Source organism: Methylobacterium sp. JK268, from assembly GCF_054052225.1.
In genome coordinates, this window is sequence record NZ_JBSVZN010000004.1 from 292,652 (window position 1) to 314,518 (window position 21,867).

Consider the following 21,867-nt stretch of genomic DNA (forward strand, 5'->3'; position numbering starts at 1 on the left):
TCCGGGGTTCAGGAGCCGAGGGGGCGCCCATCGGCGCCGTAGCGCGTCCAGGCGCGGTCGAGCCCGAGGCTGCGCAAGGCCGCGTCGAGGAAGCGTGAGTCGAACCAGCCCGAGACGTCGACCGGGCGGCGCACGAGGCCGAGCGCCCGCACCTGTTCGGCCTTCTCGCGGTAATTCGTCACGAACAGGTCGTCGATCAGCGGCGAGAGCCGGTAGGCGAGCGCCTGGCCCTCGTAATCGGCCCGGAACACCTCGGCCGGCGTGCCGGACTTCGCCCAGATCGCGAACAGCGCCTCGCGGTTCGCCTCGTCCGAGGCCCAGGCGGCGGCCCGCACGCTCGCCGTCACCACCCGCCCGACGAGGTCGGGATGGGCGGCCGCGAAGGAGCTGGTGACCAGGAGGTGGTTGCTCGCCACGGCCGTCGGGTCGCCCTTCGCGCTGTAGACGACCTTCGCGTCGCCGCGCACGACCAGGGACAGGAACACCGCCTTGCCGAAGGCCGCGTCCACGTCCCGGGAGACGAGGGCCGCGAGGGCCGTGGGGTCGTCCATCGGCACGAAGCGGATGTCGCGGCTCGACAGCCCGGCCCGCGTCAGGACCCGCTCGGTGGTCAGATGCGTGCTGGTGCCGCGGAACTGGGCGACTCGCCGCCCTCGCAGGTCGGCGAGGTCGTGGATCGGAGATTCGGGCGGCGCCACGAGGTAGAGATTGTCCCGCGCGTTCGTGCCCATGAGGATGCGGGTCTCGAGCCCGGCCGCGCGGCCGCTCAGGGACGGCAGGTCGCCCATGAAGGCGAAGTCGAGCTGGCCGCTCGCCAGGGCCTCGTTCACGGCGGGACCGGCGCCCTTGAAGAAGAACCACTCCACCGCGACGGCGGGATCGCCCTCGAATTCGCGCTCCAGATAGCGCTCGGCCGCGATCAGCCCGGCGAGGCCGGGCACGTTGCGGCTGCCGCCCGGTCCGATCCCCGCATAGCCGACCCGGATCGTCAGCGGCGCGGCGACGGCGGGCAGCAGCGAGGCGAGGAGGAGCAGCGCGGCGAGCGTGCGGGCGAGCATCCCGGTCCTCCTCACTCGGCCGCCTCGCGCCGCGGCAGCGGCCGCGAGGGGTGCGGCAGGCCGAGATGGTCGCGCAGCGTCCGGCCCTCGTAGGCGTCGCGGAACAGGCCGCGGCGGCGCAGCTCCGGCACGACGTGGAGGATGAAATCCTCGAGCCCGCCCGGCAGGTGCGGCGCCATCACGTTGAAGCCGTCGGCGCCCCCCTGCAGGAAACGCTCCTCCAGCTGATCGGCGATGTCCTGCGCCGTGCCGACCACCTGCCAGTGGCCCCGCGCCCCCGCGATCGCGAGGTAGAGCTGGCGGATGGTCAGGCCGTCGCGCCGCGCGAGGTCGATCAGCAGCTTCTGGCGGCTCTTCGGGCCGTTGGTCTCGGGCAGGTCCGGCAGCGGCCCGTCGAGGTCGTGGCCCGAGAGGTCGACGCCCCCGAGCGTCGAGCCGAGCAGGCTCAGGCCCACCACCGGGTGGATGCGCTCCTGCAGGATCTCGAACTTCTCCTGCGCCTCCGCCCGGCTCGTGCCGACCACCGGGAAGACGCCCGGCATGATCTTGAGGTGGTCCGGGTCGCGCCCGTAGCGGGCGAGCCGCCCCTTCACGTCGGCGTAGAAGGCCTGCGCGTCGGCGAGGGTCTGCTGGGCCGTGAAGATCGCCTCGGCGGTGGCGGCGGCGAGGTCCTTCCCGGCCTCGGACGAGCCCGCCTGCACGATGACCGGGTGCCCCTGTGGCGAGCGGGCGACGTTGAGCGGACCGCGCACCCGGAAATGCGCCCCGCGATGGTCGAGCACGTGCAGCTTGCCGGGGTCGAAGAACAGCCCCGACTCGCGGTCGCGCAGGAAGCTGTCGTCCTCCCAGGAGTTCCACAGGCCGACCACGACCTCGGCGAATTCCCGCGCCCTGCCGTAGCGGTCGGCATGCGCGGCGTGGCGCTCGAGATTGAAGTTCCGCGCCTCCGACTCGCTCGACGAGGTGACGAGGTTCCAGCCCGCCCGGCCGCCCGAGAGCAGGTCGAGCGAGGCGAACTTGCGAGCGAGGTTGAAGGGCTCGTTGAAGCTCGTCGAGGCGGTGGCGATGAGGCCGATCCGCTCGGTGACGACGGAGAGGGCCGAGAGCAGCGTCAGCGGCTCGAAGCTCGCCCCGCGCGAGGTGCGGCTGAGCGGCGCCACGCTGGTCTCGCGGATGCCCGAGGAATCGGCGAGGAACAGCGCGTCGAACGCCGCCGCCTCGGCGAGGCGGGCGAGGTGCACGAAGTGGTCGAGGCTGACATGGGCGTCCGGCCGCCCCTCCGGGTGCCGCCAGGCCGCCACGTGGTGGCCGTCGGTCATCAGGAAGGCGCCGAGCTTCATCTGCCGCGGCTTGGTCATGACGGTCTCCGGGATCAGGCCGAGCGGGCGGCGAGCGGCGCCAGGGCGGGTGCGGGGGCGATGGCGGGCTCGGGCGGTCGCGGGGCGCCCTGGTTCGCTTCGAGGAGGTCGAGGACCGCGTTGCGGAAGGCCGCGAGCGCCGGGTCGCGCCGGTCGCGCGGGCGCGCCGCCGGGACCGGCAGGATGCGGGCGATGCGGCCCGGCCGCGGGGCCATCACGACGACGCGGTCGCCGAGCAGCACCGCCTCGTCGACGTCGTGGGTGACGAGGATCGCGGTCAGGCGCTCGCGGGCGCAGATGCGTTGGAGTTCCTCCTGCAGCCGGGCGCGGGTGAGCGCGTCGAGGGCGCCGAAGGGCTCGTCGAGGAGGAGGAGGCCCGGCCGGTTGACGAGGCCGCGGGCGATCCCGGCGCGCTGCGCCATGCCGCCGGACAGCTGGCGCGGATAGGCCCGCTCGAAGCCCGACAGCCCAACGAGGGCGAGATGCTCGGCGACGAGCCGCTCCTTCGCGGCCCCGGAGAGGGGCGCGTTCTCGAGGCCGAGCGCCACGTTCTGCGCCACGGTGAGCCAGGGGAACAGCCGCGGCTCCTGGAAGACGATGCCGCGCGCCAGGCTCGGGCCGGTGACCGGCACGCCGTCGTGGCGCACCTCGCCCTCGTGGTCACCGTCGAGCCCCGCGATGATGCGCAGCAGCGTCGACTTCCCGCAGCCGCTCGCCCCGACCAGGGTGACGAACTCGCCCGGCGCGACCGACAGGTCGATGCCGTCAAGGGCGCGCAGGGGGCGCCCGTCGACCCGGAAGGTCTTCGCGACGCCCCTGATCGCGATCCGGTCGGAGGCGGTCATTCGGCGGCCTCCCGCTGCGCGCCGCGCACCCGGTGCGGCGGGCGGGCGAGGCCGAGATGGTCGCGCAGCGTCCGTCCCTCGTAGGCGGTGCGGAACAGGCCGCGCCGCTGGAGTTCCGGGATGACGAGGGTCGCGAAGTCGTCGAGCCCGTCCGGCAGGGCGGGCGGCATCACGTTGAAGCCGTCCGCCCCCTCCTCGACGAAGCGCTCCTCCAGGGCGTCGGCGACCTGCGCGGGCGTGCCGATCACGGTCCAGTGGCCGCGGGCGCCGGCGATGCGCAGAGAGAGGTCGCGGATGGTCAGGTTCTCGCGCCGCGCGAGGTCGACGAGGAGCGCCTGCCGGCTCTTGCCGCCATTGGTCTCCGGCACGTCCGGCACCGGCCCATCCTCCGGGTAGCCGGACAGGTCGAGGCCGAGCATCCGCTCCAGGAGGGAGCGGCCCACCACCGGATGGATCAGCTCCTGCAGTTCGTCGTACTTCGCCCGCGCCTCGGCCTCGGTGCGGCCGACCACCGGGAAGACCCCCGGCATGATCTTGAGGTCGCCGGGCGCCCGGCCGTGGCGGGCGAGCCGCCCCTTCACGTCGGCGTAGAACGCCTTGGCGTCGGCGAGGGTCTGTTGCGCGGTGAAGATCACCTCGGCGGTGCGGGCGGCAAGCGCCTTGCCGGCCTCCGAGGAGCCCGCCTGCACCACGACCGGATGCCCTTGCGGCGGGCGCGGCACGTTGAGCGGGCCGCGCACGGAGAAATGCTCGCCGACATGCCCGAGCACGTGCAGCTTGTCGGGATCGAAGAACCGGCCCTCCCCCTTGTCGCGCAGGAAGGCGTCGTCCTCGAAAGTGTCCCACAGACCCGCGACGACGTCGACGAACTCCTCCGCCCGCGCGTAGCGGCTTGCATGGGCGAGGTGGCTGTCGCGGCCGAAATTGTAGGCCTCGCGCTCGTCCGCCGAGGTGACGAGGTTCCAGCCCGCCCGCCCGCCCGAGAGGTGGTCGAGGGACGCGAACTTGCGGGCGATGTGGAAGGGCTCGTTGTAGGTGGTGGAGGCCGTCGCCACGAGGCCGATCCGTTCCGTCACGGCCGAGAGGTGGGACAGCAGCGTCAGCGGCTCGAACTGGCCGACGTAGCGCGTGGCCGTCCGGCTGAGCGCCTCGACGTCGTCGCCCCGGATGCTGACGCCGTCCGCGAGGAACAGGAGGTCGAACTTCGCGGCCTCCGCGGCCTGGGCGAGGCGCCGGTAATGGGCGGGGTTCACTCCCGCATCGGCCTGAGCGCGGGGGTGGCGCCACGCCGCCACGTGGTGCCCGCCCGGGTAGAGGAACGCCCCGAGATGCAGCCTCTCGCCCCGACGCGCCATGCCGGCCTCTCCTGCGCCGCCCGACGCGGCCCCGCCATGGATGTGTGCCGACCAAAGCTCATATAGTCAACATACAAAGTAGACTATTTGCGCTGGCGATTCCCTGCGTTAGGCTCGAGCGTCGACACGGAGGCCGAGGGCATGGCGGAGACGGGATCACGCGCGGCGCTGGCGGAGCGCTACGGGGCGGAGGGCGCGGACCTCCCGGTCGCCTGGAACGATACGCTCGCGGGGCTGCTCGCCCACCGCTCCGTGCGCGCGTATCGGCCCGACCCCCTGCCCCCGCACACGCTGGAAGCGCTCGTCGCGGCGGCGCAGTCCGCGGCGTCCTCGTCCAATCTCCAGACCTGGAGCGTGGTCGCGGTGGAGGATCCCGAGACCAAGCGCCGCCTCTCGGCCGTGGCGGGCGGACAGCGGCACGTGATCGAGGCGCCCCTCCTCCTCGTCTGGCTCGCGGACCTGTCGCGGCTCGGCGCGGTCGGCCGCGCGAAGGGCCGGCCGACCGACGGGCTCGGCTATCTGGAGACGCTGTTCGTCGGCATCATCGACGCGGCCCTCGCGGCGCAGAACGCCACGGTCGCGCTCGAATCGCTGGGCCTCGCCTCGGTCTATATCGGTGCCTTGCGCAACGATCCGGTGGCCGTGGCGGAGATCCTCGGCCTGCCGCCGAACGTGCTCGCGGTGTTCGGCCACTGCGTCGGCTACCCCGACCCGGCGCGTCCGGCCGCGGTCAAGCCCCGCCTGCCCCAGAGCCTCGTCCTGCACCGGGAGCGCTACGCGCAGGGCGCGGACCCCGCCGCGGTCGCTGCCTACGACCGCACCCTCGCGGCGTTCCAGGAGGGCCAGCGCCTCGATCCCGTGGGCTGGACCCGGGCGGCCCTCGACCGAGTCCGCGGCCCCGAGGCGCTGAGCGGCCGCGACCGGATCCGCGCCGCGCTGGAGCGGCTCGGCTTCGGGCTGCGCTGACGCCGGAGTGGCGCCCGGAAAGTTCAGCGACTACATCGACAAAGTCGTTCTCCTCGGGTGGCGCGGAGCCGGGATGCTCACCAACAAGGGAAAGTACGGGCTCAAGGCGCTCGTCCACCTCGCGGGCCTGCCGCCGGGGGGACGCATCGGCGTCGCCGAGGTCGCGGCGGCGAACAACATTCCCAAGAAGTTCCTCGACGCGATCCTGGGCGAGTTGCGCAATGCCGGCCTCGTGCACAGCCGCAAGGGACCCGGCGGCGGCTACGCGCTCGCCCGGCCGCCGGAGGAGATCCGGGTCGGCCACGCGGTGCGCGTGCTCGACGGGCCGCTCGCCCCCCTCCCCTGCGCCAGCCGCACGGCCTACCGGCCCTGCGAGGATTGTCCCGACGAGGGCGCCTGCGCTGTCCGCCTCGTGATGCTGGAGGTGCGCAACAGCATCGCGGCGGTGCTCGACACGCTGACGCTCGCGCAGATGCGCGACATGCCGGCGGCGGACGAGGGCGACAGCATCACCTACCAGATCTGATCCGTCCCGGTTCGTCGCCGCCGTCGCGGTCCCTCGCGGACGAACGCGTGTTCCGGTTCGGCAACGACAACGCCGTGCGAGAGAGGTCCAATCAGGAACTGGCGCAGGCAGCGGCGTCCGTGACGGGTGCGGGATGATGGCGGGCGTCGCCGGCGAGGATGCGTGCGGCGAGCCACGCGCAGGCCGCGTCCAGGTCGAGGAGATCCGGCGCGGGGGCATAGGGCATCAGGTCGGCGAGGTCCGCGGAGAACAGCGCGTCCTGCGGACCGGCCGCACGCACCTCCGCGAGCAGCGGGTGGTTCGTCCGCGGCGGCACCGGACCGTCGACAGGCCGGCGCGCGAGCGCGGCGAAGGCCCGCCGCCCGTGCCGCAGCAGACGCCCCCGCGCCGCGACGGGCAGATGGTGCCAGATCGCCGGGGCGTGCAGGCGCACGCCATCGACCGCTTCCGTCACGGGGATCCCGCGGGCCCGCGCCTCGCGGAGCAGGCGCCGCAGCCAGCGGGCAAGATGGGCGGTGCCGGTGCCGAGCGGCAGGTCGGCCGGATCGAGGCGCAGCACGCGCAACGGTCCGGGCGCCGCGACGCCGCGGGGCGGGACGGGAGCCCCCGCCGTCACGGTCGCGGTGCGGCCCAAGATCGAGGTGCCGTCGTCGAGGAGGGCCGCGACGCCGCGGAGCGTGCGGCCGAGGCCGAGGCACCGCCCTTCCGCCACGTGCAGGCGGGCGGAGGCTTCGCGCAGCGCGCCGCTCGCGCGCGGCTCCCGGGCGGCCGATTCGTCCTGCGGCCACCAGCGCGCGCCGTCCGCGACCCCGGTCCTCAGGATCGCACCGTACTCCTCCCGGCGCAGCAGGAGGCAGAGGTCCGGGCGCTGCTCGATCAGCGTCACCTGCGCCCGCGGATCGCGGCGCAGCAGGTGGGAGGCCAGGCAGAGGGCGCCGGCCGTGGCGCCGACCACGAGGTGGTGGCGCCCGTCCGCCGGAGGCGGAACCGAAGCTGACCCGTGCATCGGGATCTCCTTGTCGGGAGCGGCAATGAGGCGGGATTATCGATCCAAGGGACTGAAAAGATCAACGAGAACGTTCTTTTTATAGAACGGCCGGATGCAGAAGAAGTGCTTGGCCGCGTGGAGGATCGCGAGAGGATCCTGCGGCCAGACCGACCCGCTGTCTGCGCCGATCGATCCGCTTTGCCGCTCGGGCGCGTGTCCGCGTGTCAGGACATCGAACGAAGGCGGCTGCCGCGCGGGGCCGGGGACGGCCTGGCCGCGCCGAGGGACCGCGTCGTGCCCGGTTGTTCCGCGCACGCGCCGTCCCGTCGCGGTGCCGAGCGGCGGTCGGGCGCAGGGGCGACGGATCCCTCGTGCCGGCCCGGTCAGGCGCTCCGGCGCCGGGCCGCCGCGTAGCCGCTCTCCGGGCGCGGAAGCCCGTAATGGTCGCGCAGGGTCGTGCCCGCGTACTCCTCCCGGAACAGGCCGCGCCGCCGCAGGATCGGCACGACCTCGGCGACGAAGGCGTCGAACCCGCCGGTGAGCCAGGGCGGCATCACGTTGAAGCCGTCCGCCGCGCCGGATTCGAACCACGTCTGGATCGCGTCGGCGATGCGCTCGGGTGTGCCGGCGATCACCCAGTGCCCGCGCGCGCCCGCGAGCCGCCTGATCACGCCGCGCAAGGTCGGGTTCTCGCGCGCGACGATGTCCATCACGAGCTGGAAGCGGCTGGCGACGCCGGCCGGCCCGGCCGTGTCGACGAGGTGACGGGGGAACGGCCCGTCGAGGTCGTAGCCGCTCAAGTCCACGCCGAGCATGCGCCGGAGCTGCTCCAGCGAGGCCGCCGGCTGGATCAGGGCGTCGAACTCCTCCTCCAGCCGGTCGGCCTCGGCCTGGGTCGAGCCGATGAACGGGCTGATGCCGGGCAGGATGCGGATGTGCTCCGGCCGGCGCCCGAGTGCGGCGGCACGGGCCTTGATGTCGGCGTAGAAGGCCTGCGCGGAGGCGAGCGTCTGATGCGCGGTGAAGATCGCCTCCGCGTGCTGCGCCGCGAAGGAGCGGCCGTCCTCCGACGAGCCGGCCTGCACGTAGACCGGCCGCCCCTGAGGCGGGCGCGGCACGTTGAGCGGTCCGCGAACCCGGTAGTGCCGGCCGGCATGGTCGATGCGGTGGACCTTGTCGGGGTCGGCGAAGACCCCGCTCGCCGGGTCGGCCACGAGGGCGTCGTCCTCCCAGCTGTCCCAGAGCTTCGTCACCACCTCCAGGAACTCGCGTGCCCTGTCGTAGCGGTCGCCATGCGGCGGGTGCTCGGGCAGGCCGAAATTCTGCGCCGCGCCCGGGTCGCTGGTGGTGACGATGTTCCAGCCCGCCCGGCCGCCGCTGATGTGATCGAGCGAGGCGAAGAGCCGGGCGAGGTTGTAGGGCTCGCCGTAGGTGGTGGAGGCAGTCCCGATCAGGCCAATCCGGCTCGTCGCGGCGGCGATCGCGGTGAGCCACGTCACCGGTTCGAAGCGCACGCGCGACGAGTAGCGGACGTTCTCCGGCAGCGAGGGCCCGTCGGCGAAGAAGATCGCGTCGAACTTGGCCTCCTCCGCCCGCCGGGCCAGGTCCTGATAATAGCCGATGTCCATGACGCGGCGCGGCTCGGAATGCGGGTGGCGCCACGCCGCCTCGTGGTGGCCGCCGGGATAGATGAACAGGTTCAGCGCCAGGGAGCGCTCGGGCTTCGACATCCGCCATCTCGCTTCGAAGGGCCGGCGGGCGGGGTGAGCGAGGCGTCACCCACGCCGTCCCGGGCCGAGCCAGCATGGCGAGACGCCCGCGGCACGGTCAAGAGAAGCATCTTTCAAAACGCCCGATCGGTGAAGCATGAACAGGTTGAACCGGCGCCTCGACCCGATCCTGAAGCCGATTTCCCGGCATAGATTGCCAGTTTGAAAATAAAAATCCTCTTGAAGAGGCGCTCGCGAGATTTTTGCACTTGCGTTTAGCGCGGCTTACAGAAGAAAATTGTCTTGAGACAGCGGGAGTGCAAAGCTAGGTCTTGGCTGAACGAGCCCGCCTGCGGCCGCCGGTGCGACAAGGGACGCAGGGCGACCAGGGAACCGAACCGGCTCCCGCGCCGACAGGCGGCGGCGCTGCTCGGCGGCCCGCGGCGCGTCGATCTCCTCGGCCCGGACCGGGATGCGATGCTGAACCGTCCGAAGATCCTGCTCCGCGGCAACGGCTCGGAGACCAACATCCGGGCCTGCGTGACCGACCGCGAGATCGCCGGGGAGCACGATGAGTGAGGCGGGTGGGGGCGGCGCGCGGCCGATGACGACCTCCGCCACATTCAAGGTCTCGGTCTTCCGCGACCTCGGCGACCGGCTTAGCATCAGGAGTGACGGCCGCGCGATTCCGCGTCCTTCGTCGGCCGGATCGCAGAAGCCTGAAGGCGCGGGAATTCGCTCCGATTACGGAAAGCTGGCGGAGAGAGAGGGATTCGAACCCTCGATACGGTTGCCCGTATACACGCGTTCCAGGCGTGCGCCTTCAACCACTCGGCCACCTCTCCGACCCGCCGATGCCGCGGCGCAGGGCCGTTGCCGTCGGGACGGTGTCCTCTAGCGGGGTGCGGCGGCGGGTGCAAGCGGCAGGTCGCCGGAAGACCCTCCCGCGGCGCAGGATCCCGCGGGGGTGGACTTCCGCGGCCCACCGCCCGACCTTAGGGGAGCCGCCCGCGACGCGGAGCGGCGCGGCCGCGCGCATCGGCGGCGGCCCCGGAACGGCCTGCAACCGGCGGGTGCCGTTCCTCGTTGCGCTCTTCGGTCGGTCCGGTGCGGCGGCCGGCCGGGGATCGCCGCAGAGCAACTTGCCCACCGTATGGATCGCCCGGAGCGGGCGTGCCCGCCGGAGGGCGGAACGCGTTGAGGGAGTGGATCGTGGGAACCGAGACCGAGAGCGGACCGGGCGAGCGGCCGGTGGTGCTGGTGGTGGAGGACGAGGCGCTCACCATCATGGATCTGAGCGACGTGCTGGAGGCCGCGGGCTTCGAGCCGCTGCAATCAGCCTCCGCCGAGCGGGCGATCGGCCTGCTGGAGAGCCGCCCCGACATCGTCGCCCTCATTACCGACGTCGAACTGTCCGGACGGACCGACGGGTTCGATCTCGCGCGCACCGCCGCGCAGCAGCGCCCCGGCCTGCCGATCGTCATCGTCTCCGGCCGGGCCAAGCCGGATCCCGACCGGATGCCGCGCGACGCGCAGTTCGTCGCCCGCCCCTGCCGCGGCGACGACATCCTGGAGGTGCTCAGGACGGTGATGGGCCCCCGCTGAGGCCGCTCGCCGCGGCCTCCTCCAACCAGATCTCCACCGGCGCGCAGATCGCGCCGAGATCGAGGACCACCTGCCGCAGGCGGCGGCGCGGATCCTCCGGAGTCGGGGGCAGGTCGAGCACCTCCCCGACCGCCCGAACGAAGCCCCGAATCGTCCGGCTCCCGAGCCGGATCGTGACCGGCGTGCCGCCCTGCCGCGCTTGCATGTGCCTCCCCACCTCCCCGCCTGCCCCACAACGTCGCCCCGGCGTGAGGCGGTCCCGGGCCGTTGTCGGCAGCGTTACCGTTTCGTCAACGGCAGCGCGGACAAGTGCGCCGGGGCCGTCCGGCGCTACAGGAGGCCGCTGGCCTTGAGGTCGCGCAGGCGCGCGGCCCCCTGCCGGCCCTCCGGGCGGGGGGGCGTCAGCCGGCGCTCCAGGCTGTCGAGGGCCCGGATCTGCAGCCGCATGGCGTGGCGCAGGTTCTCGATGCTCGCGTGCAGGGCCCGGGCCTCCGCCAGCGGATCGTAGGGACGAATCGGGGACGGAGCGTCGTGCGGCATGCCGTCATTGCGCGCCGTCATGGTTAAACCGACGTAAAATGGCGCCGTCGCAGCCCGTCCGCGGAAGGGTCAGGTCCACCCCGTGCGGGCGCCGTAACGGCATCCTATCTCTTGGGGCGAGCAGGACCGTCCGGATGCCGCGCCTCCCCCTTCCCTCCCCGCCCCACCGTGGCCGCCTCGCCGGCGCCGCGGTGATCGGCGCCGCCGCCGCGGCCCTCGCTCTCGCGGCGCCCGCCGCGCTGCCGCGGGCCTGGGAGGCCTGGGCGCTGCGCGACGCCGCCGAGGATCCCGCCGCCCTCGTGGCCCTGCGCCTGCGCCGCGAAGCGACGCCGCAGCGCTTGGGGGCCGCGATCGACGACGCCGTGGCGGCGCAGGACGAGGAACTCGCCCGCAGCCTGATCGCGGTGGCGGAGGCGGAGGCCGTGCCGGTCTCGGAGGAGCGCCGGGCTGCCGTGGCGCGGCTGGCCGAGGGAAGCGGCCGGCGGGCGCTCGCCGCGGCGGCGAGCGGCTTCGCCACCGGCCAGGGCGACGGCGTCGCCGGCCTGACCGGCGCCCTGGCGGGCGATCTCGTCGGCTACGGGGACCTGCGCGACCTCTGGAGCGAGGGCGGCAAGCTCCTGCGCCAGGAGGCCTACGATCCGCTGCTGCTCGGGCTGTCGGCGGCCGGGCTGGTCCTCACGGGCGCGACCGTGGCCTCGCTCGGGGCCGCGGCCGGGGCCGACGTGCCGGCCCATGCGGGCGCCACGGCCCTGAAGCTGGCGACGCGCACCGGCCGCCTCTCGGCGCCGCTCCGGGCCGCCCTCGCCCGCTCCACCGCGGGCCTCGTCGATGCGGGCGCCCTGCGCGGGGCGCTCGCCGCTGCCGGGCGGCTCGACCTCGCGGGCGCGCGGGCGACGCTCGGCGCGGCGCTGCGCCCCGGGGCCCTGCGGACGCTGCGCGGCCTCGGCGAGGAGACGGCGGCGCTCCAGAGCCGCATCGGCACGCGGGGGGCGCTGCAGGCGCTCTCGGTGGCGGAGAACGCGGGCGAGTTGCGCCGGGCCGGCCGCCTCTCCGAGCGCCTCGGCGCGCGCACGCGCGGCGCCCTGGCGCTGCTCGGGCGCGGCGCCCTGGTGCTGGGCGAGGTCGCGCTGGCGCTCCTGCAGGCCCTCTGGCTCGGGCTCGCGTGGTTCCTGGGCGCGGCCCTCTTCTGCCGCCGGCTCGGCACCGCGATCGGCCGCCTGCTGTTCCGGCGCCCGTCACGCCGCCGCGCGGAAGCTCGCCGCGAGGAGCCGCAGGGCGCCGCCGGCCCGCTTCCCGGGGCTGCGAGCGTGGAGCACCACCTCGGAAGGCGGGAGCGGCGGCAGCCCGAGATCGCCGCCGACCTCGAGGGCGCCTGACGGCGCGGTCCGGCGCGCCAGGGCGGCGACGCCGAGGCCGGCGGTCACCGCCGCCCCGACCGCCAGCACGCCGCCGCCTACGAAGGTCTCGGTCCAGGGAATGCCGGCCTGGTCGAGGAGCCGCACCGCGGTGGCGCGGATCCCGCAGGGTGCGGCCAGGCTCGCCAGGCGCAGCACCTCGCCCGTCCGGCGCCGGAAGCCCGGCGCCGCGAACCAGCCGAACGGGTCCGTGCAGACGGTCGTTCCCTCCCGGCCGTCGTCGTGCCGACGCACGATCACCGCGTCGAAGGCGCCGCGGTCGAAGGCTGCCGCGAGGTCGGCCGAGGCCGCGATCCGCACCTCCACGACGAGGCCCGGATCGTGCGCCGCCAGCGTCCCGAGCAGGACCGCCAAGTCCGGGCCGGCGACGTGGTCGCTGATGCCGAGGGAGAGCCGCTGCGGGGGCGCCTGCCCGAGCTCCGCCAAGGCGCGCTCCTGCGCGGCGAGGAGGTCGCGGGCCGCCGGCAGGAAGGTCTCGCCCCGATCGGAGAGCCGGACCTGCCGCGGCGTCCGGTCGAGCAGCCGGCAGCCGAGCCGTTCCTCCAGCCGCTTCAGCCTCAGGCTCACCGCCGCCTGCGTGGTGTCGAGGAGGTCGGCGGCCCGCGTGAAGCTGCGCAGATCCGCCACCAGCACGAAGGCGCGCACCGCGTCGAGATCGAGGGAGGAACCGGCCGCCATAACGAAGCCTTATTGCAGAAACTCCGGACCATATCTGGCAGTCATTTCTGGGCGCTGGCAAGACCGGTGCGTCGCCACGGGGACACACCACCATGCTGGTCATGCAGTACGGCCACCGGCTTCCGGCCGATTACGCGATGGATCGCATCCGCGAGCGCGCCGCCCGGCGCGGCCCGCTCTGGGACGCCGCTCCGGGTCTGGTCTTCAAGGCCTTCGCGCTGCGCGAGCACGGGCGGGACGGGGCCACCGACAACGCCTACGCCTCCTTCTACCTCTGGCGGGAGGCGGCGGCCGCGACCGCCATGCTGACGGACGACCGCTTCGCCGCGGTCGAGGCCGGCTTCGGGCGGCCGGAGGTCGCGCTGCTCGCGCCCATCGCCTGGGGCGCGGGGCCGGCCGAGGCGATCCGCAGCCTGCGGCAGGAGGTGTGGGCGGTCCCGCCCGGCACGGACCTGGCGGCGTTGCGGCGCCGGGAGGCCGCGTCCGTCGCCGACGCGCTGGCGGGCGGCGCCGCGGCCTGCCTGTCGGCCCTCGATCCGGGATCCTGGCTTCTGACGCGGCTCACCCTCGCCCGGGAGCCCGACACCGACGCGCCCGGGCGCGCCTTCACGGTTCTGCACCTTGCCAGCCCGGGCTGGAATGCCCTCACGATCGAGGCCTGATCCCCATGCCGCTCACCCGCATTTCCCTGCGCGCCGGCCGTTCCGCCGCCTATCACCGGGCCCTGATGGAGGGGATCTACGCCGCCATGCGTGAGACCTTCGCGGTGCCGGAGGACGACCGCTTCATGGCGATCGACGCGCACGGGCCGGACACGTTCCTGTACGGCGCCACTTATCTGGGGATCGCGCGCAGCGACGACCTCGTGCTGATCCAGATCACCTGCAACGACACCCGGGACGCCGCCCAGAAGCGGGCGTTCTACCGGGCGGTCGTGGAGCGCCTCGGCCGCGACCCGGGGCTGCGCCCGGAGGACATCCTGATCAACCTGGTGGAGACGAAGCCGGAGAACTGGTCCTTCGGCCACGGCGGCATGCAATACGCGCCGCCGGCCTAACGCGAGCGCGCTCGCACGGCGTCGTCGTTGCTGCGGGATGGGAGGCACCCCGTCTCAAGAAGCGTGGCGCAGGGAACCCCTCTCCCCATCCGCACGCACTGTATGATCGCCTGCATAGCTTGGGACGGCGCGACCGACGCCGATCAGGCTGAAAATGTGCAGATATCATTCAATCAGGCGATGGTGAGCCGCGGCATCAGACCCGGCCGATGGCAACAAACCCGACTCCTCATGCTGAGGTGCGACCGAAGGGAGCCTCTGGCGGGCCGCAGGCCCGCACGCACCCCGGAACAGTCTGTCCAAGCAGGCCTTGTGTTGGATCTATGGTCAGGTGTGCTTCTAGGCTCGCTTCGCTCGCACCTCAGCATGAGGCGTGTTGTGCATTCCAGATCCGTTCAGCTGATGATCTGGCGAAAGAGAGGGGTGCGCACGGCAGCCCGAGTGGGAGAGGGGATCCCGCGCCCGCCTTGATGAACGATCATCAAAGACGCAGCGTCCTCGTCGCAGACCAGGACACGCATTCATCCGCAAGGGACGGTGAAGCCGGCCTCATCTGATACCGACGCGCGAAGGCCCGGCCGGGGTGTTCCCGGCCGGGCCTTCCGTTTCGCGACGAGCCGCAGGTCAGCGGCGGTCGGTCTCGATCGGCCGGCGGGCCGGGGGCAGTTCGTCGGCGATCCCCGTCCCGCGCTCGCGGGTGGTGCCGGCGAGGCCGTCGCGCTCGGCCGCCTCGTCGATCGCGCGGGCCGCCGGAGTCGTGCCCGCACCCGCCCCGTAAGGCAGGCCGCCGGTGGGAAGCGCGGCGCCCGTGTCGAGGCCGGTCGTGGTCGAGCCCGCCGCGCCGATCACGGTGGTGCCGATCTCGCCGCCAGCCACCCCGGCCGGGTTGCTGTAGGAGCCGGTGCCCTGGCGGCCCGTCCAGCCCTCGCCGCGCCAGCCTTGGGCGCGCTGGTCCATGTCGACGGAGCCGTGCTCGCGCAGGATGCCCGCCACCCGGTCGGCGGTGGCGTCGTCCGCCCGCACCGTCACCAGCGTGCCGCCGCGGCGCACGCCCTCGGCATAGGCATGGGCCTCGTCCTCGCTGAGGCCCGCTCCGGTCAAGGACCCGAGGAGGCCGCCGGCCGCGGCGCCGACGCCCGCGCCCGCCAGGGTCGCGACCGCCCAGCCGGCGGCGACCACCGGGCCGACGCCCGGAATGGCCAGGAGGCCGAGGCCGGCGAGAAGGCCGGCCCCGCCGCCGAGCACGGTGCCGACGCTCGCGCCCGCCCCGGCGCCGTCGGCGCTCTTGTGGGCCGTGTCGCTATGCGTCGCGTCGCTGTGGGTCGCGTCGCGTCCGGCCACGTGCCCGGAATAGCGGTCGCCCTCGTTGTTGGCGACGATGCTGACGTCGGAATGCGGCACGCCGGCCGCCTCGATCTTCCGCACGGCGGCGGCGGCGTCATCGTAGGAATCGAACAGGGCCGAGAGGGTGCGGGTCGCCATGGGGCGCTCCATCGTGAGAGGGATTCGTGCGTGGCGGGCGGCCGCTACTGCGTGACGGCGACGTTGCCCTTGAAGTCGAGGCCGACCTGGACGGTCTTGCCCGCGTGGTCGGCGCTGCCCCGCCAGATGCCCTGATCGTCCTTCTTCAGGTCCTTGACCTGGGTGAAGCCGGACTTCTCGAGGCGGCTGCGGGCCTGGCCCTCGGTGAAGCTGTTGGCGCCGGGCTCCAGCTTGGCGTTCGTCAGCGTGCCGGTGGTGCCGGGGTTGGTCTTGTCGACCGTGTCAGTGTTCGGCCGGGTCACGGCCTCCTGGCCCTGCGACTGCGTGCTCGGCTTGGCGTCGCGCGCCGGATCACCCGTGACGGTGGTCTGGGCCTGCGCGATTCCGGCCCCGAGCAGGCTCAGGGTCGCGACGGTGATCAAGGTCGTGCGCATGGTCTCCTCGACGTTTGTCCGTTTGAGTTACCGTCTCAATCGTTATGCCGCCGCTTGGTTCCGCTTGTTCTGCCGGCTCAAACAGCAGCGCAACGTTAACATTGGCAGTTTTCGAAACCTTGACCGTCATGGTTCCACGCAAGGTCTTGTTTTTTGCTGCGGCATTGCGATGCCGAACGCCAGCTTTGCTGCATTGCCGCGAAGTCGAGCCGGCTTTCGATCCGGCCGAGGGGCGGCGCCGTCGCGCGAGCGGGCACCCGGCGCCGGGACGGCCCGACGCGGTTAACGGATCCTTCACCACGCACCCGGCAGATCTTGCCCAGCGGGGCGCGGGATCACGGCCGGATGAGCGAGGCGAAGGCGACGGCATTCGACGGTTTGCGCGCCTTCGCGCTGCCGACGCGGGCCGACCTCGTCGGCCTGACGAAGCGCAGCGACCTCGTGCTCGCGATCGCGGTGATGGGCATCCTCGTGGTGCTGATCTTCCCGCTGCCGGCGCTGCTCCTCGACCTGCTGCTCGCGGTCTCGATCATCCTGTCCGTCCTCATCCTGATGACGGGCCTGTTCATCGAGAACCCGTTGGAATTCACCGTCTTCCCGACGGTGCTCCTCATCGCCACGATGCTGCGGCTGGCGCTGAACCTCGCCTCGACCCGGCTGATCCTCGGCCACGGCCACGAGGGCACGGCGGCGGCGGGCCACGTCATCGAGGCCTTCGGCCACTTCGTGATGGGGGGCAACTTCCTGATCGGGATCATCGTCTTCGCGATCCTGATCATCGTGAACTTCGTGGTGATCACGAAGGGCTCGGGCCGCATCGCCGAGGTGGCGGCGCGGTTCAGCCTCGACGCGATGCCGGGCAAGCAGATGGCGATCGACGCCGATCTCTCGGCAGGTCTCATCGACGAGAAGACGGCCCGCGCCCGGCGCCAGGCGCTGGAGGAGGAGAGCGCCTTCTTCGGCGCCATGGACGGCGCCTCGAAATTCGTGCGCGGCGACGCGGTGGCGGCGCTGCTGATCACCGCCATCAACGTGGTCGGCGGCATCATCATCGGCACGATGCAGCAGGGGATGGGCTTCCTCGCCGCGGCGCAATCCTACACGCTCCTGACCGTCGGGGACGGGCTGGTGAGCCAGGTGCCCGCCCTGATCGTCTCGACGGCGGCGGGCCTCCTCGTGTCGAAGGCGGGCGTGCGCGGCGCCGCCGACCGGGCGCTCGGGCGCCAGATCGCCAACTACCCGAAGGCGCTCGGCATGTCCGCGGCGGTGATGCTGCTGATCGCCTTCCTGCCCGGCATCCCGGTCCTGCCCTTCCTGGCGCTCGCCGGGGGCGCGGCCTACCTCGCCCGGCGGATCGCCCGGATGCCGAAGGCGGCCGACCCCGACGCCCCGCCCGGCAGCCCCGCCGCGTCCGGCGACGGCGCGGGCGCCAAGGAGGAGACGGTCTCGGACCTCCTGCGCCTCGACGACCTCAAGCTCGAGATGGGCTACGCGCTCCTCGCCCTCGTCAACGGACCGGGCGGGCAAGACCGGCTCACCGAGCAGATCAAGGCCCTGCGCCGCCAGCTCGCGGCGGAGCTCGGCTTCGTGATGCCCTCGGTGCGCATCCTCGACAACGTCCAGCTCGACGCCAACACCTACATCATCCGAGTCAAGGAGATCGAGGCGGGGACCGGCCAGGTCTTCCCGGGCCAGTTCATGGCCATGGACCCGATGGGCGGCCAGGTGCAGATTCCCGGCCAGCACCTGCTGGAGCCGACCTTCGGGCTGCCGGCGACCTGGATCGACGCCTCGTTGCGCGACCAGGCGCAGCTGCGCGGCTACACGGTGGTGGACGCCGCCACGGTCGTCTCGACCCACCTCACCGAGGTGATCAAGGCCCACGTCTCCGAGCTCCTCAACCACGTCGAGGTGCAGAAGCTGCTGAAGGAGCTGCCGAAGGAGCACGGCGAGCTCCTCAAGGAGATCGTGCCGAGTCAGATCGCCACCACGGGCATCCAGCGGGTGCTGCAATATCTCTTGGCCGAGCGGGTCTCGATCCGCGACCTCGGCACGATCATCGAGGGCATCGCCGAGGTGGCGGGCCACGTGAAGAACCCGCGCGACATCGTCGAGCACGTCCGCGCCCGCCTCGGCCGCCAGATCTGCGCCCAGTACCAGGGTCCCGGCGGCGTCCTGCCGATCATCACGCTCTCCCCGGCCTGGGAGGGCGCCTTCCTCGAATCGATCGTCGGCCAGGGCGACGAGCGCCACCTCGCGATGCAGCCCTCGCGGCTGTCGGACTTCGTCACCACGGTGCGCGACCGCTTCGAGGAGGCGGCGCGGATCGGCGAGATGCCGGTGCTCGTCACCTCGGTGCAGGCGCGGCCCTTCGTGCGCTCGATCATCGAGCGCTTCCGGCGCGAGACGCCGGTGATGAGCCAGGCGGAGATCCACCCGCGGGCGCGGCTGAAGACGGTCGGGTCGGTGTGAGTTCGTCACCGGCTTGGCCGTCCCTCGCGGACGAACGAGCGTTCCGATTGACGGCGAAGACGTCCAAGTCTTGGTGCTGGCACTTCCAGACTGGCGCGGGATCCCCTCTCCCGAGTGGGAGAGGGGTAGGGGCGATCGAAGATCGCGCAGGGTGGCTCGGCTTCCGCAAGAAAACTGTACCGTTGAGCAGCCAGCGGCACGGTCCCGCCTTCTTGCTGAAGCGTCCGTCCCTCACCCCTGCCCCTCTCCCACTCGGGAGAGGGGTTCCCCGCGCCATGATCTCCAAAACCGGGTGCTTCGAATCTCCCAGCAACGACAATGCCTTGCGAGAGCGTACTATTGAGGGGTCGTCAGCGGTCGGACCCTGGCGGATCGGACGCGATAGCGCGCGGCTCGATCCAAGCGCCGCTCTTTTCCGGACGAGAGCAGCGCCAGCGGAAGGAGATCCGGAAAAGGGGGATCGGGTTCAAGCGCAAGATCCCTCTCCGCCCCTCATCGTCGCGAGACCGACGGATCACACGGCCCGTTCTCGCGACCGGACCAGGCTCTCCGGGGCGACGTCGCGCCGGGTCCCCGCCAGGGTCTCGACGAGTGCGGCCCGATCCAGGCGCACGCAATAGGCGGGCGTCCCCCGCTCGAAGCGCCAGCCCTCGCGCAGCGGCCCGGCATCGACCGCGTCGAACCCGAAGGCCTCGTAGAGCCCGGCCACCAGCGCCTTCGCCTCCGCGTCGTCCCCGGCCAACGGCAGCGCCCGGCGATCCGCGGCACCGGCCGGGCGCCCGTCCTGCTCGAGGTCGGTCATCGGGATGGCATTGAAGGCCTTGACGATGCGCGATCGCGGCAGATGCGCCGCCAGCAGCTCGCTGGTGGTCGTCTCGCAGCGGTCCAGTTCGGGGATCGCCCCGTCCCGCTCCGGATAGTAGTTGTTGGCGTCGATCACGATCCTGCCCTCCAGGGGAGCGACCGGGACCGCGCGGTAGGCGGCGAGCGGGATGGCGACCACCACCACCTCCCCGAAGGCGACCGCCTCCTCCACCGTGCCGACCCGCGCGCCGGTGGCGTAGGGCAAGCTGAACAGCGTCCGGGGTCCGCGCGAATTGCTGAGCATGGCCTCGTGGCCGGCCCGCACCGCCAGCGTGGCGACGGCCCGCCCGACATAGCCGGCCCCGATGATCCCGAGCTTCATGACGATGTCCCTGGTCAACTGCGACGCCCAGGGTGTAATTTCCCAACCACGCTGCGATAAATCGCCGAGATCGCAGCTCACTCCCAACCAGAAGGGGGCAATCGTGGACCGGCTCACCAGCATGGCGGTTTTCGTGCGGGTGGCCGATCTCGGCTCCTTCGCCGCCACCGCGCAGGCGCTGGGCCTGTCGGCCCAGATGGTGGCGAAACACGTGGTGTTCCTGGAGGATCGGCTGGGGGCCACGCTGATCCATCGCACCACCCGTCGGCAGAGCCTGACGGATGTCGGCCGCGCCTACGTCGAACGCTGCCGGCTGCTCCTGGCGGAGGCCGAGGCCGCCGACGAACTCGCGCACGAGATGCGGTCGAAGCCGAAGGGGACGCTCCGGGTCAACGCGCCCCTCACCTTCGGCTCGTTCAGCCTCGCGCCGTTCATCACCCGCTTCCTGGCCGACCACGCCGAGATGCAAATCGACCTCGCGCTCAGCGACCGCTACGTCGATCCGATCGAAGACGGCTACGACGTCCTGATCCGCATCGGGACGGCGGAGAATGGGGCGCTGATCGCCCATCCCCTCGCGCCCTACCGCCTGATCGCCTGCGCCTCGCCCGCCTATCTGGAGCGGCGCGGCGTGCCGCGGCGGCCGGCGGATCTCGCCGCGCACGACTGCCTCGTCTACGGGACCGACGCGCCCGATCGCGGCTGCAAGTGGCTTTTCACGCGGAACGGCCGGCGCGAGGAGGTCGCGGCCGGCGGACGCCTGCGCGGCAACGACTGGCGGGTGCTGCTCCAGGCGACCCTGGAGGGCTACGGCGTCACCCTGGGCCCGGAGAGCGTCCTGATCCGCGAGATCGAGGCGGGGCGGCTGGTCCGGATCCTGCCGGACTACGAGGGTCCGGCGCGGCCGATGCAGGTCCTGTATCCGGCATCCCGCCGCCCGACCCTCAAGCTGCGCCGCTTCGTGGAGGCGGTGCAGCACAGCTTCGGTCCTCCGCGCGCTCAGGCCTGAGGCGCTCCCGCCCGACCCGGGCCCTCCCGCTCCCGCGGCCCCCGGTAGCGCCCGCGCGGGCGGATCAGGCCGCCCGCGGCCACCTGCTCCAGGAGGTGGGCGCTCCAGCCGACGCTTCGCCCGAGCAGGAACAGGGACAGGGGTGCGTCCTCCGGCAGCCGGAATGCCCGCGTGAGCGCAGCGAGGGCGAAGTCGATGTTCGGCGGATCACCCGTGGCGCCGCGGACCGTGTCGCGCAGGTCGCGCGCGGCCGCGTCGAGCGGGAGGCCGTCGAGCAGCCGGGCGGCGCGCGGATCGCCCTCCGGGTAGAGCGGGTGGCCGAAGCCCGGCAGGCCGTGGCCGCGGGCCAGCCAAGCGGCCACGGCGCGGCCGGCCCCGGCCCGACGCGCCTCATCCATCAGCGCGAGCGTCGCCGCGCCGGCCCCGCCGTGGCGCGGCCCCGAGAGGGCGCAGAGGCCGGCGAGGAGGGACGCGGCCACCGAAGCGCCGGTCGAGGCCGCGACGCGGACCGCGAAGGTGGAGGCGTTGAGATCGTGATCGGCCAGCAGGACGAGGGCGCGCCGGATCCGGTCGGCCTCCGCCGCGCCGAGCGACCACGCGCGCGCCAGCCGATGATGCACCGGCTCCCCGCCCGGCCCGACGCCGAGGCTGCCCGCGAGATGGCCGATAGCGCGTTCGGCGTCGCGGCGCAGCGGGTCCGGGCCGAGTCCGAGGGTCGCCCGGCTCGACGCGGCGAGCGCCGCGAGGGCCGCGAACGGGCCGGGCGCGCGGACGGCCGGCGCCGCGAAGCGGATCTCTCCACCCTCGCGCCACAGGAGCGCGGCCGTCTCCTCGAGGGACGCCGTGTCCGCGAAGGCGACGGCGTTCACCCCGCGATAGAGGAGAGCCCCGCGCTCGATCGCCGAGAGCCCGGTCTCGATCGCGGGCTCGCCCCAGGCGAGGACGCCCTTGGCGATGGCGGCGGCCTTGTGCGCCCGGCCGCGCCGGGCCCGCAGGACCGCGACGTCGTCGGCCCGGTACAGGCTGCGCCGCGCGTCGGCCGGGTCGGGATGTGTCTCGATGCGCCCGCGGCTCACGTAGGCGTAGAGCGTCTGCGGCTTCACACCGAGCACCCGCAGCACCGCGTCGCGATCGAGCCAGGTCGTCATGTTGATCGTGTTGATCAAGATTGATGCGTGCGCACA

Annotated in this window: 19 protein-coding genes, 1 tRNA gene and 1 pseudogene; 7 read left to right on the plus strand and 14 right to left on the minus strand. The window is 72.9% G+C overall.

Annotated elements, in window-relative coordinates; translation table 11 throughout:
* Positions 1 to 8: 8 nt before the first annotated feature.
* The 4 genes from ACW9J6_RS06880 to ACW9J6_RS06895 are packed head-to-tail and all read right to left on the minus strand — an operon-like array spanning position 9 to position 4,616.
* Positions 9 to 1,058 (minus strand): ABC transporter substrate-binding protein, encoded by a 1,050-nt coding sequence (locus tag ACW9J6_RS06880; RefSeq protein ID WP_457115702.1) that lies wholly within the window; start codon positions 1,056 to 1,058, stop codon positions 9 to 11.
* Positions 1,059 to 1,069: 11 nt separating this feature from the next.
* Positions 1,070 to 2,416: an LLM class flavin-dependent oxidoreductase gene (locus ACW9J6_RS06885; protein ID WP_457115703.1), complete on the minus strand. Its 1,347-nt coding sequence runs from the start codon at positions 2,414 to 2,416 to the stop codon at positions 1,070 to 1,072.
* Between the two features lie 14 nt (positions 2,417 to 2,430).
* Complete coding sequence (locus tag ACW9J6_RS06890) at positions 2,431 to 3,261, minus strand: ABC transporter ATP-binding protein (RefSeq protein WP_457115704.1); 831 nt, start codon at positions 3,259 to 3,261, stop codon at positions 2,431 to 2,433.
* Entirely contained in the window at positions 3,258 to 4,616 is a 1,359-nt protein-coding gene (locus ACW9J6_RS06895; RefSeq protein WP_457115705.1) for an LLM class flavin-dependent oxidoreductase, read from the minus strand. The genes ACW9J6_RS06890 and ACW9J6_RS06895 overlap by 4 nt, the downstream gene beginning before the upstream one ends.
* A gap of 141 nt (positions 4,617 to 4,757) precedes the next feature.
* On the opposite strand from ACW9J6_RS06895, the gene ACW9J6_RS06900 reads away from it, so the two are divergent.
* A complete protein-coding gene (locus ACW9J6_RS06900) occupies positions 4,758 to 5,582 on the plus strand; it encodes an NADPH-dependent oxidoreductase (protein ID WP_457115706.1) in 825 nt (274 codons plus the stop codon).
* A gap of 73 nt (positions 5,583 to 5,655) precedes the next feature.
* Positions 5,656 to 6,108, plus strand: coding sequence for an RrF2 family transcriptional regulator (locus ACW9J6_RS06905; protein WP_457115707.1), 453 nt, complete (start codon positions 5,656 to 5,658; stop codon positions 6,106 to 6,108).
* 91 nt (positions 6,109 to 6,199) lie between these two features.
* Here the strand turns inward: ACW9J6_RS06905 and ACW9J6_RS06910 are convergent, their stop codons facing one another.
* The 3 genes from ACW9J6_RS06910 to ACW9J6_RS06920 all read right to left on the minus strand — a co-directional run bounded on the left by ACW9J6_RS06910 (position 6,200) and on the right by ACW9J6_RS06920 (position 9,650).
* Positions 6,200 to 7,114: a hypothetical protein gene (locus ACW9J6_RS06910; protein ID WP_457115708.1), complete on the minus strand. Its 915-nt coding sequence runs from the start codon at positions 7,112 to 7,114 to the stop codon at positions 6,200 to 6,202.
* Between the two features lie 365 nt (positions 7,115 to 7,479).
* Positions 7,480 to 8,826, minus strand: coding sequence for an LLM class flavin-dependent oxidoreductase (locus ACW9J6_RS06915; RefSeq protein WP_457115709.1), 1,347 nt, complete (start codon positions 8,824 to 8,826; stop codon positions 7,480 to 7,482).
* Positions 8,827 to 9,560: 734 nt separating this feature from the next.
* Positions 9,561 to 9,650: transfer RNA gene (locus ACW9J6_RS06920), tRNA-Ser, on the minus strand.
* Positions 9,651 to 10,017: 367 nt separating this feature from the next.
* Between ACW9J6_RS06920 and ACW9J6_RS06925 the strand changes: the two genes are divergently transcribed.
* On the plus strand, positions 10,018 to 10,410 hold the full coding sequence (locus ACW9J6_RS06925) for a response regulator (protein ID WP_457115710.1): 393 nt from the start codon (positions 10,018 to 10,020) through the stop codon (positions 10,408 to 10,410).
* Here ACW9J6_RS06925 and ACW9J6_RS06930 read toward each other — a convergent pair.
* The 3 genes from ACW9J6_RS06930 to ACW9J6_RS06940 form a co-directional block, all read right to left on the minus strand.
* Entirely contained in the window at positions 10,385 to 10,615 is a 231-nt protein-coding gene (locus ACW9J6_RS06930) for a hypothetical protein (RefSeq protein ID WP_457115711.1), read from the minus strand. The genes ACW9J6_RS06925 and ACW9J6_RS06930 overlap by 26 nt on opposite strands.
* Positions 10,616 to 10,740: 125 nt before the next feature.
* Positions 10,741 to 10,971 (minus strand): hypothetical protein, encoded by a 231-nt coding sequence (locus ACW9J6_RS06935; protein ID WP_457115712.1) that lies wholly within the window; start codon positions 10,969 to 10,971, stop codon positions 10,741 to 10,743.
* 1,214 nt (positions 10,972 to 12,185) lie between these two features.
* Positions 12,186 to 13,043 carry a LysR family transcriptional regulator gene (locus ACW9J6_RS06940; protein WP_457115713.1) on the minus strand — a complete coding sequence of 286 codons (858 nt, stop codon included), beginning with the start codon at positions 13,041 to 13,043 and terminating at the stop codon, positions 12,186 to 12,188.
* 92 nt (positions 13,044 to 13,135) lie between these two features.
* On the opposite strand from ACW9J6_RS06940, the gene ACW9J6_RS06945 reads away from it, so the two are divergent.
* Both ACW9J6_RS06945 and ACW9J6_RS06950 read left to right on the plus strand, forming a co-directional pair.
* Positions 13,136 to 13,705, plus strand: a complete 570-nt coding sequence (locus tag ACW9J6_RS06945; protein ID WP_457115714.1) for a DUF4865 family protein — start codon at positions 13,136 to 13,138, stop codon at positions 13,703 to 13,705.
* 5 nt (positions 13,706 to 13,710) lie between these two features.
* Positions 13,711 to 14,100 carry a tautomerase family protein gene (locus ACW9J6_RS06950; RefSeq protein WP_457115715.1) on the plus strand — a complete coding sequence of 130 codons (390 nt, stop codon included), beginning with the start codon at positions 13,711 to 13,713 and terminating at the stop codon, positions 14,098 to 14,100.
* A gap of 912 nt (positions 14,101 to 15,012) precedes the next feature.
* Here ACW9J6_RS06950 and ACW9J6_RS06955 read toward each other — a convergent pair.
* Positions 15,013 to 15,582: pseudogene (locus ACW9J6_RS06955) on the minus strand (hypothetical protein); the annotation flags it as partial.
* A gap of 44 nt (positions 15,583 to 15,626) precedes the next feature.
* On the minus strand, positions 15,627 to 16,016 hold the full coding sequence (locus tag ACW9J6_RS06960; protein ID WP_457115716.1) for a hypothetical protein: 390 nt from the start codon (positions 16,014 to 16,016) through the stop codon (positions 15,627 to 15,629).
* A 345-nt stretch (positions 16,017 to 16,361) separates the two neighbouring features.
* Here ACW9J6_RS06960 and flhA point away from each other — a divergent pair, with 345 nt between their 5' ends.
* Positions 16,362 to 18,488 carry a flagellar biosynthesis protein FlhA gene (gene flhA, locus ACW9J6_RS06965; protein WP_457115717.1) on the plus strand — a complete coding sequence of 709 codons (2,127 nt, stop codon included), beginning with the start codon at positions 16,362 to 16,364 and terminating at the stop codon, positions 18,486 to 18,488.
* 514 nt (positions 18,489 to 19,002) lie between these two features.
* Here flhA and ACW9J6_RS06970 read toward each other — a convergent pair.
* Complete coding sequence (locus tag ACW9J6_RS06970) at positions 19,003 to 19,674, minus strand: NADPH-dependent F420 reductase (protein ID WP_457115718.1); 672 nt, start codon at positions 19,672 to 19,674, stop codon at positions 19,003 to 19,005.
* 103 nt (positions 19,675 to 19,777) lie between these two features.
* On the opposite strand from ACW9J6_RS06970, the gene ACW9J6_RS06975 reads away from it, so the two are divergent.
* Positions 19,778 to 20,683, plus strand: coding sequence for a LysR family transcriptional regulator (locus tag ACW9J6_RS06975; RefSeq protein WP_457115719.1), 906 nt, complete (start codon positions 19,778 to 19,780; stop codon positions 20,681 to 20,683).
* Here ACW9J6_RS06975 and ACW9J6_RS06980 read toward each other — a convergent pair.
* Positions 20,674 to 21,831 carry a citrate/2-methylcitrate synthase gene (locus tag ACW9J6_RS06980; protein ID WP_457115720.1) on the minus strand — a complete coding sequence of 386 codons (1,158 nt, stop codon included), beginning with the start codon at positions 21,829 to 21,831 and terminating at the stop codon, positions 20,674 to 20,676. The two genes, ACW9J6_RS06975 and ACW9J6_RS06980, sit on opposite strands and share 10 nt — an antisense overlap.
* Positions 21,832 to 21,867: the final 36 nt, after the last annotated feature.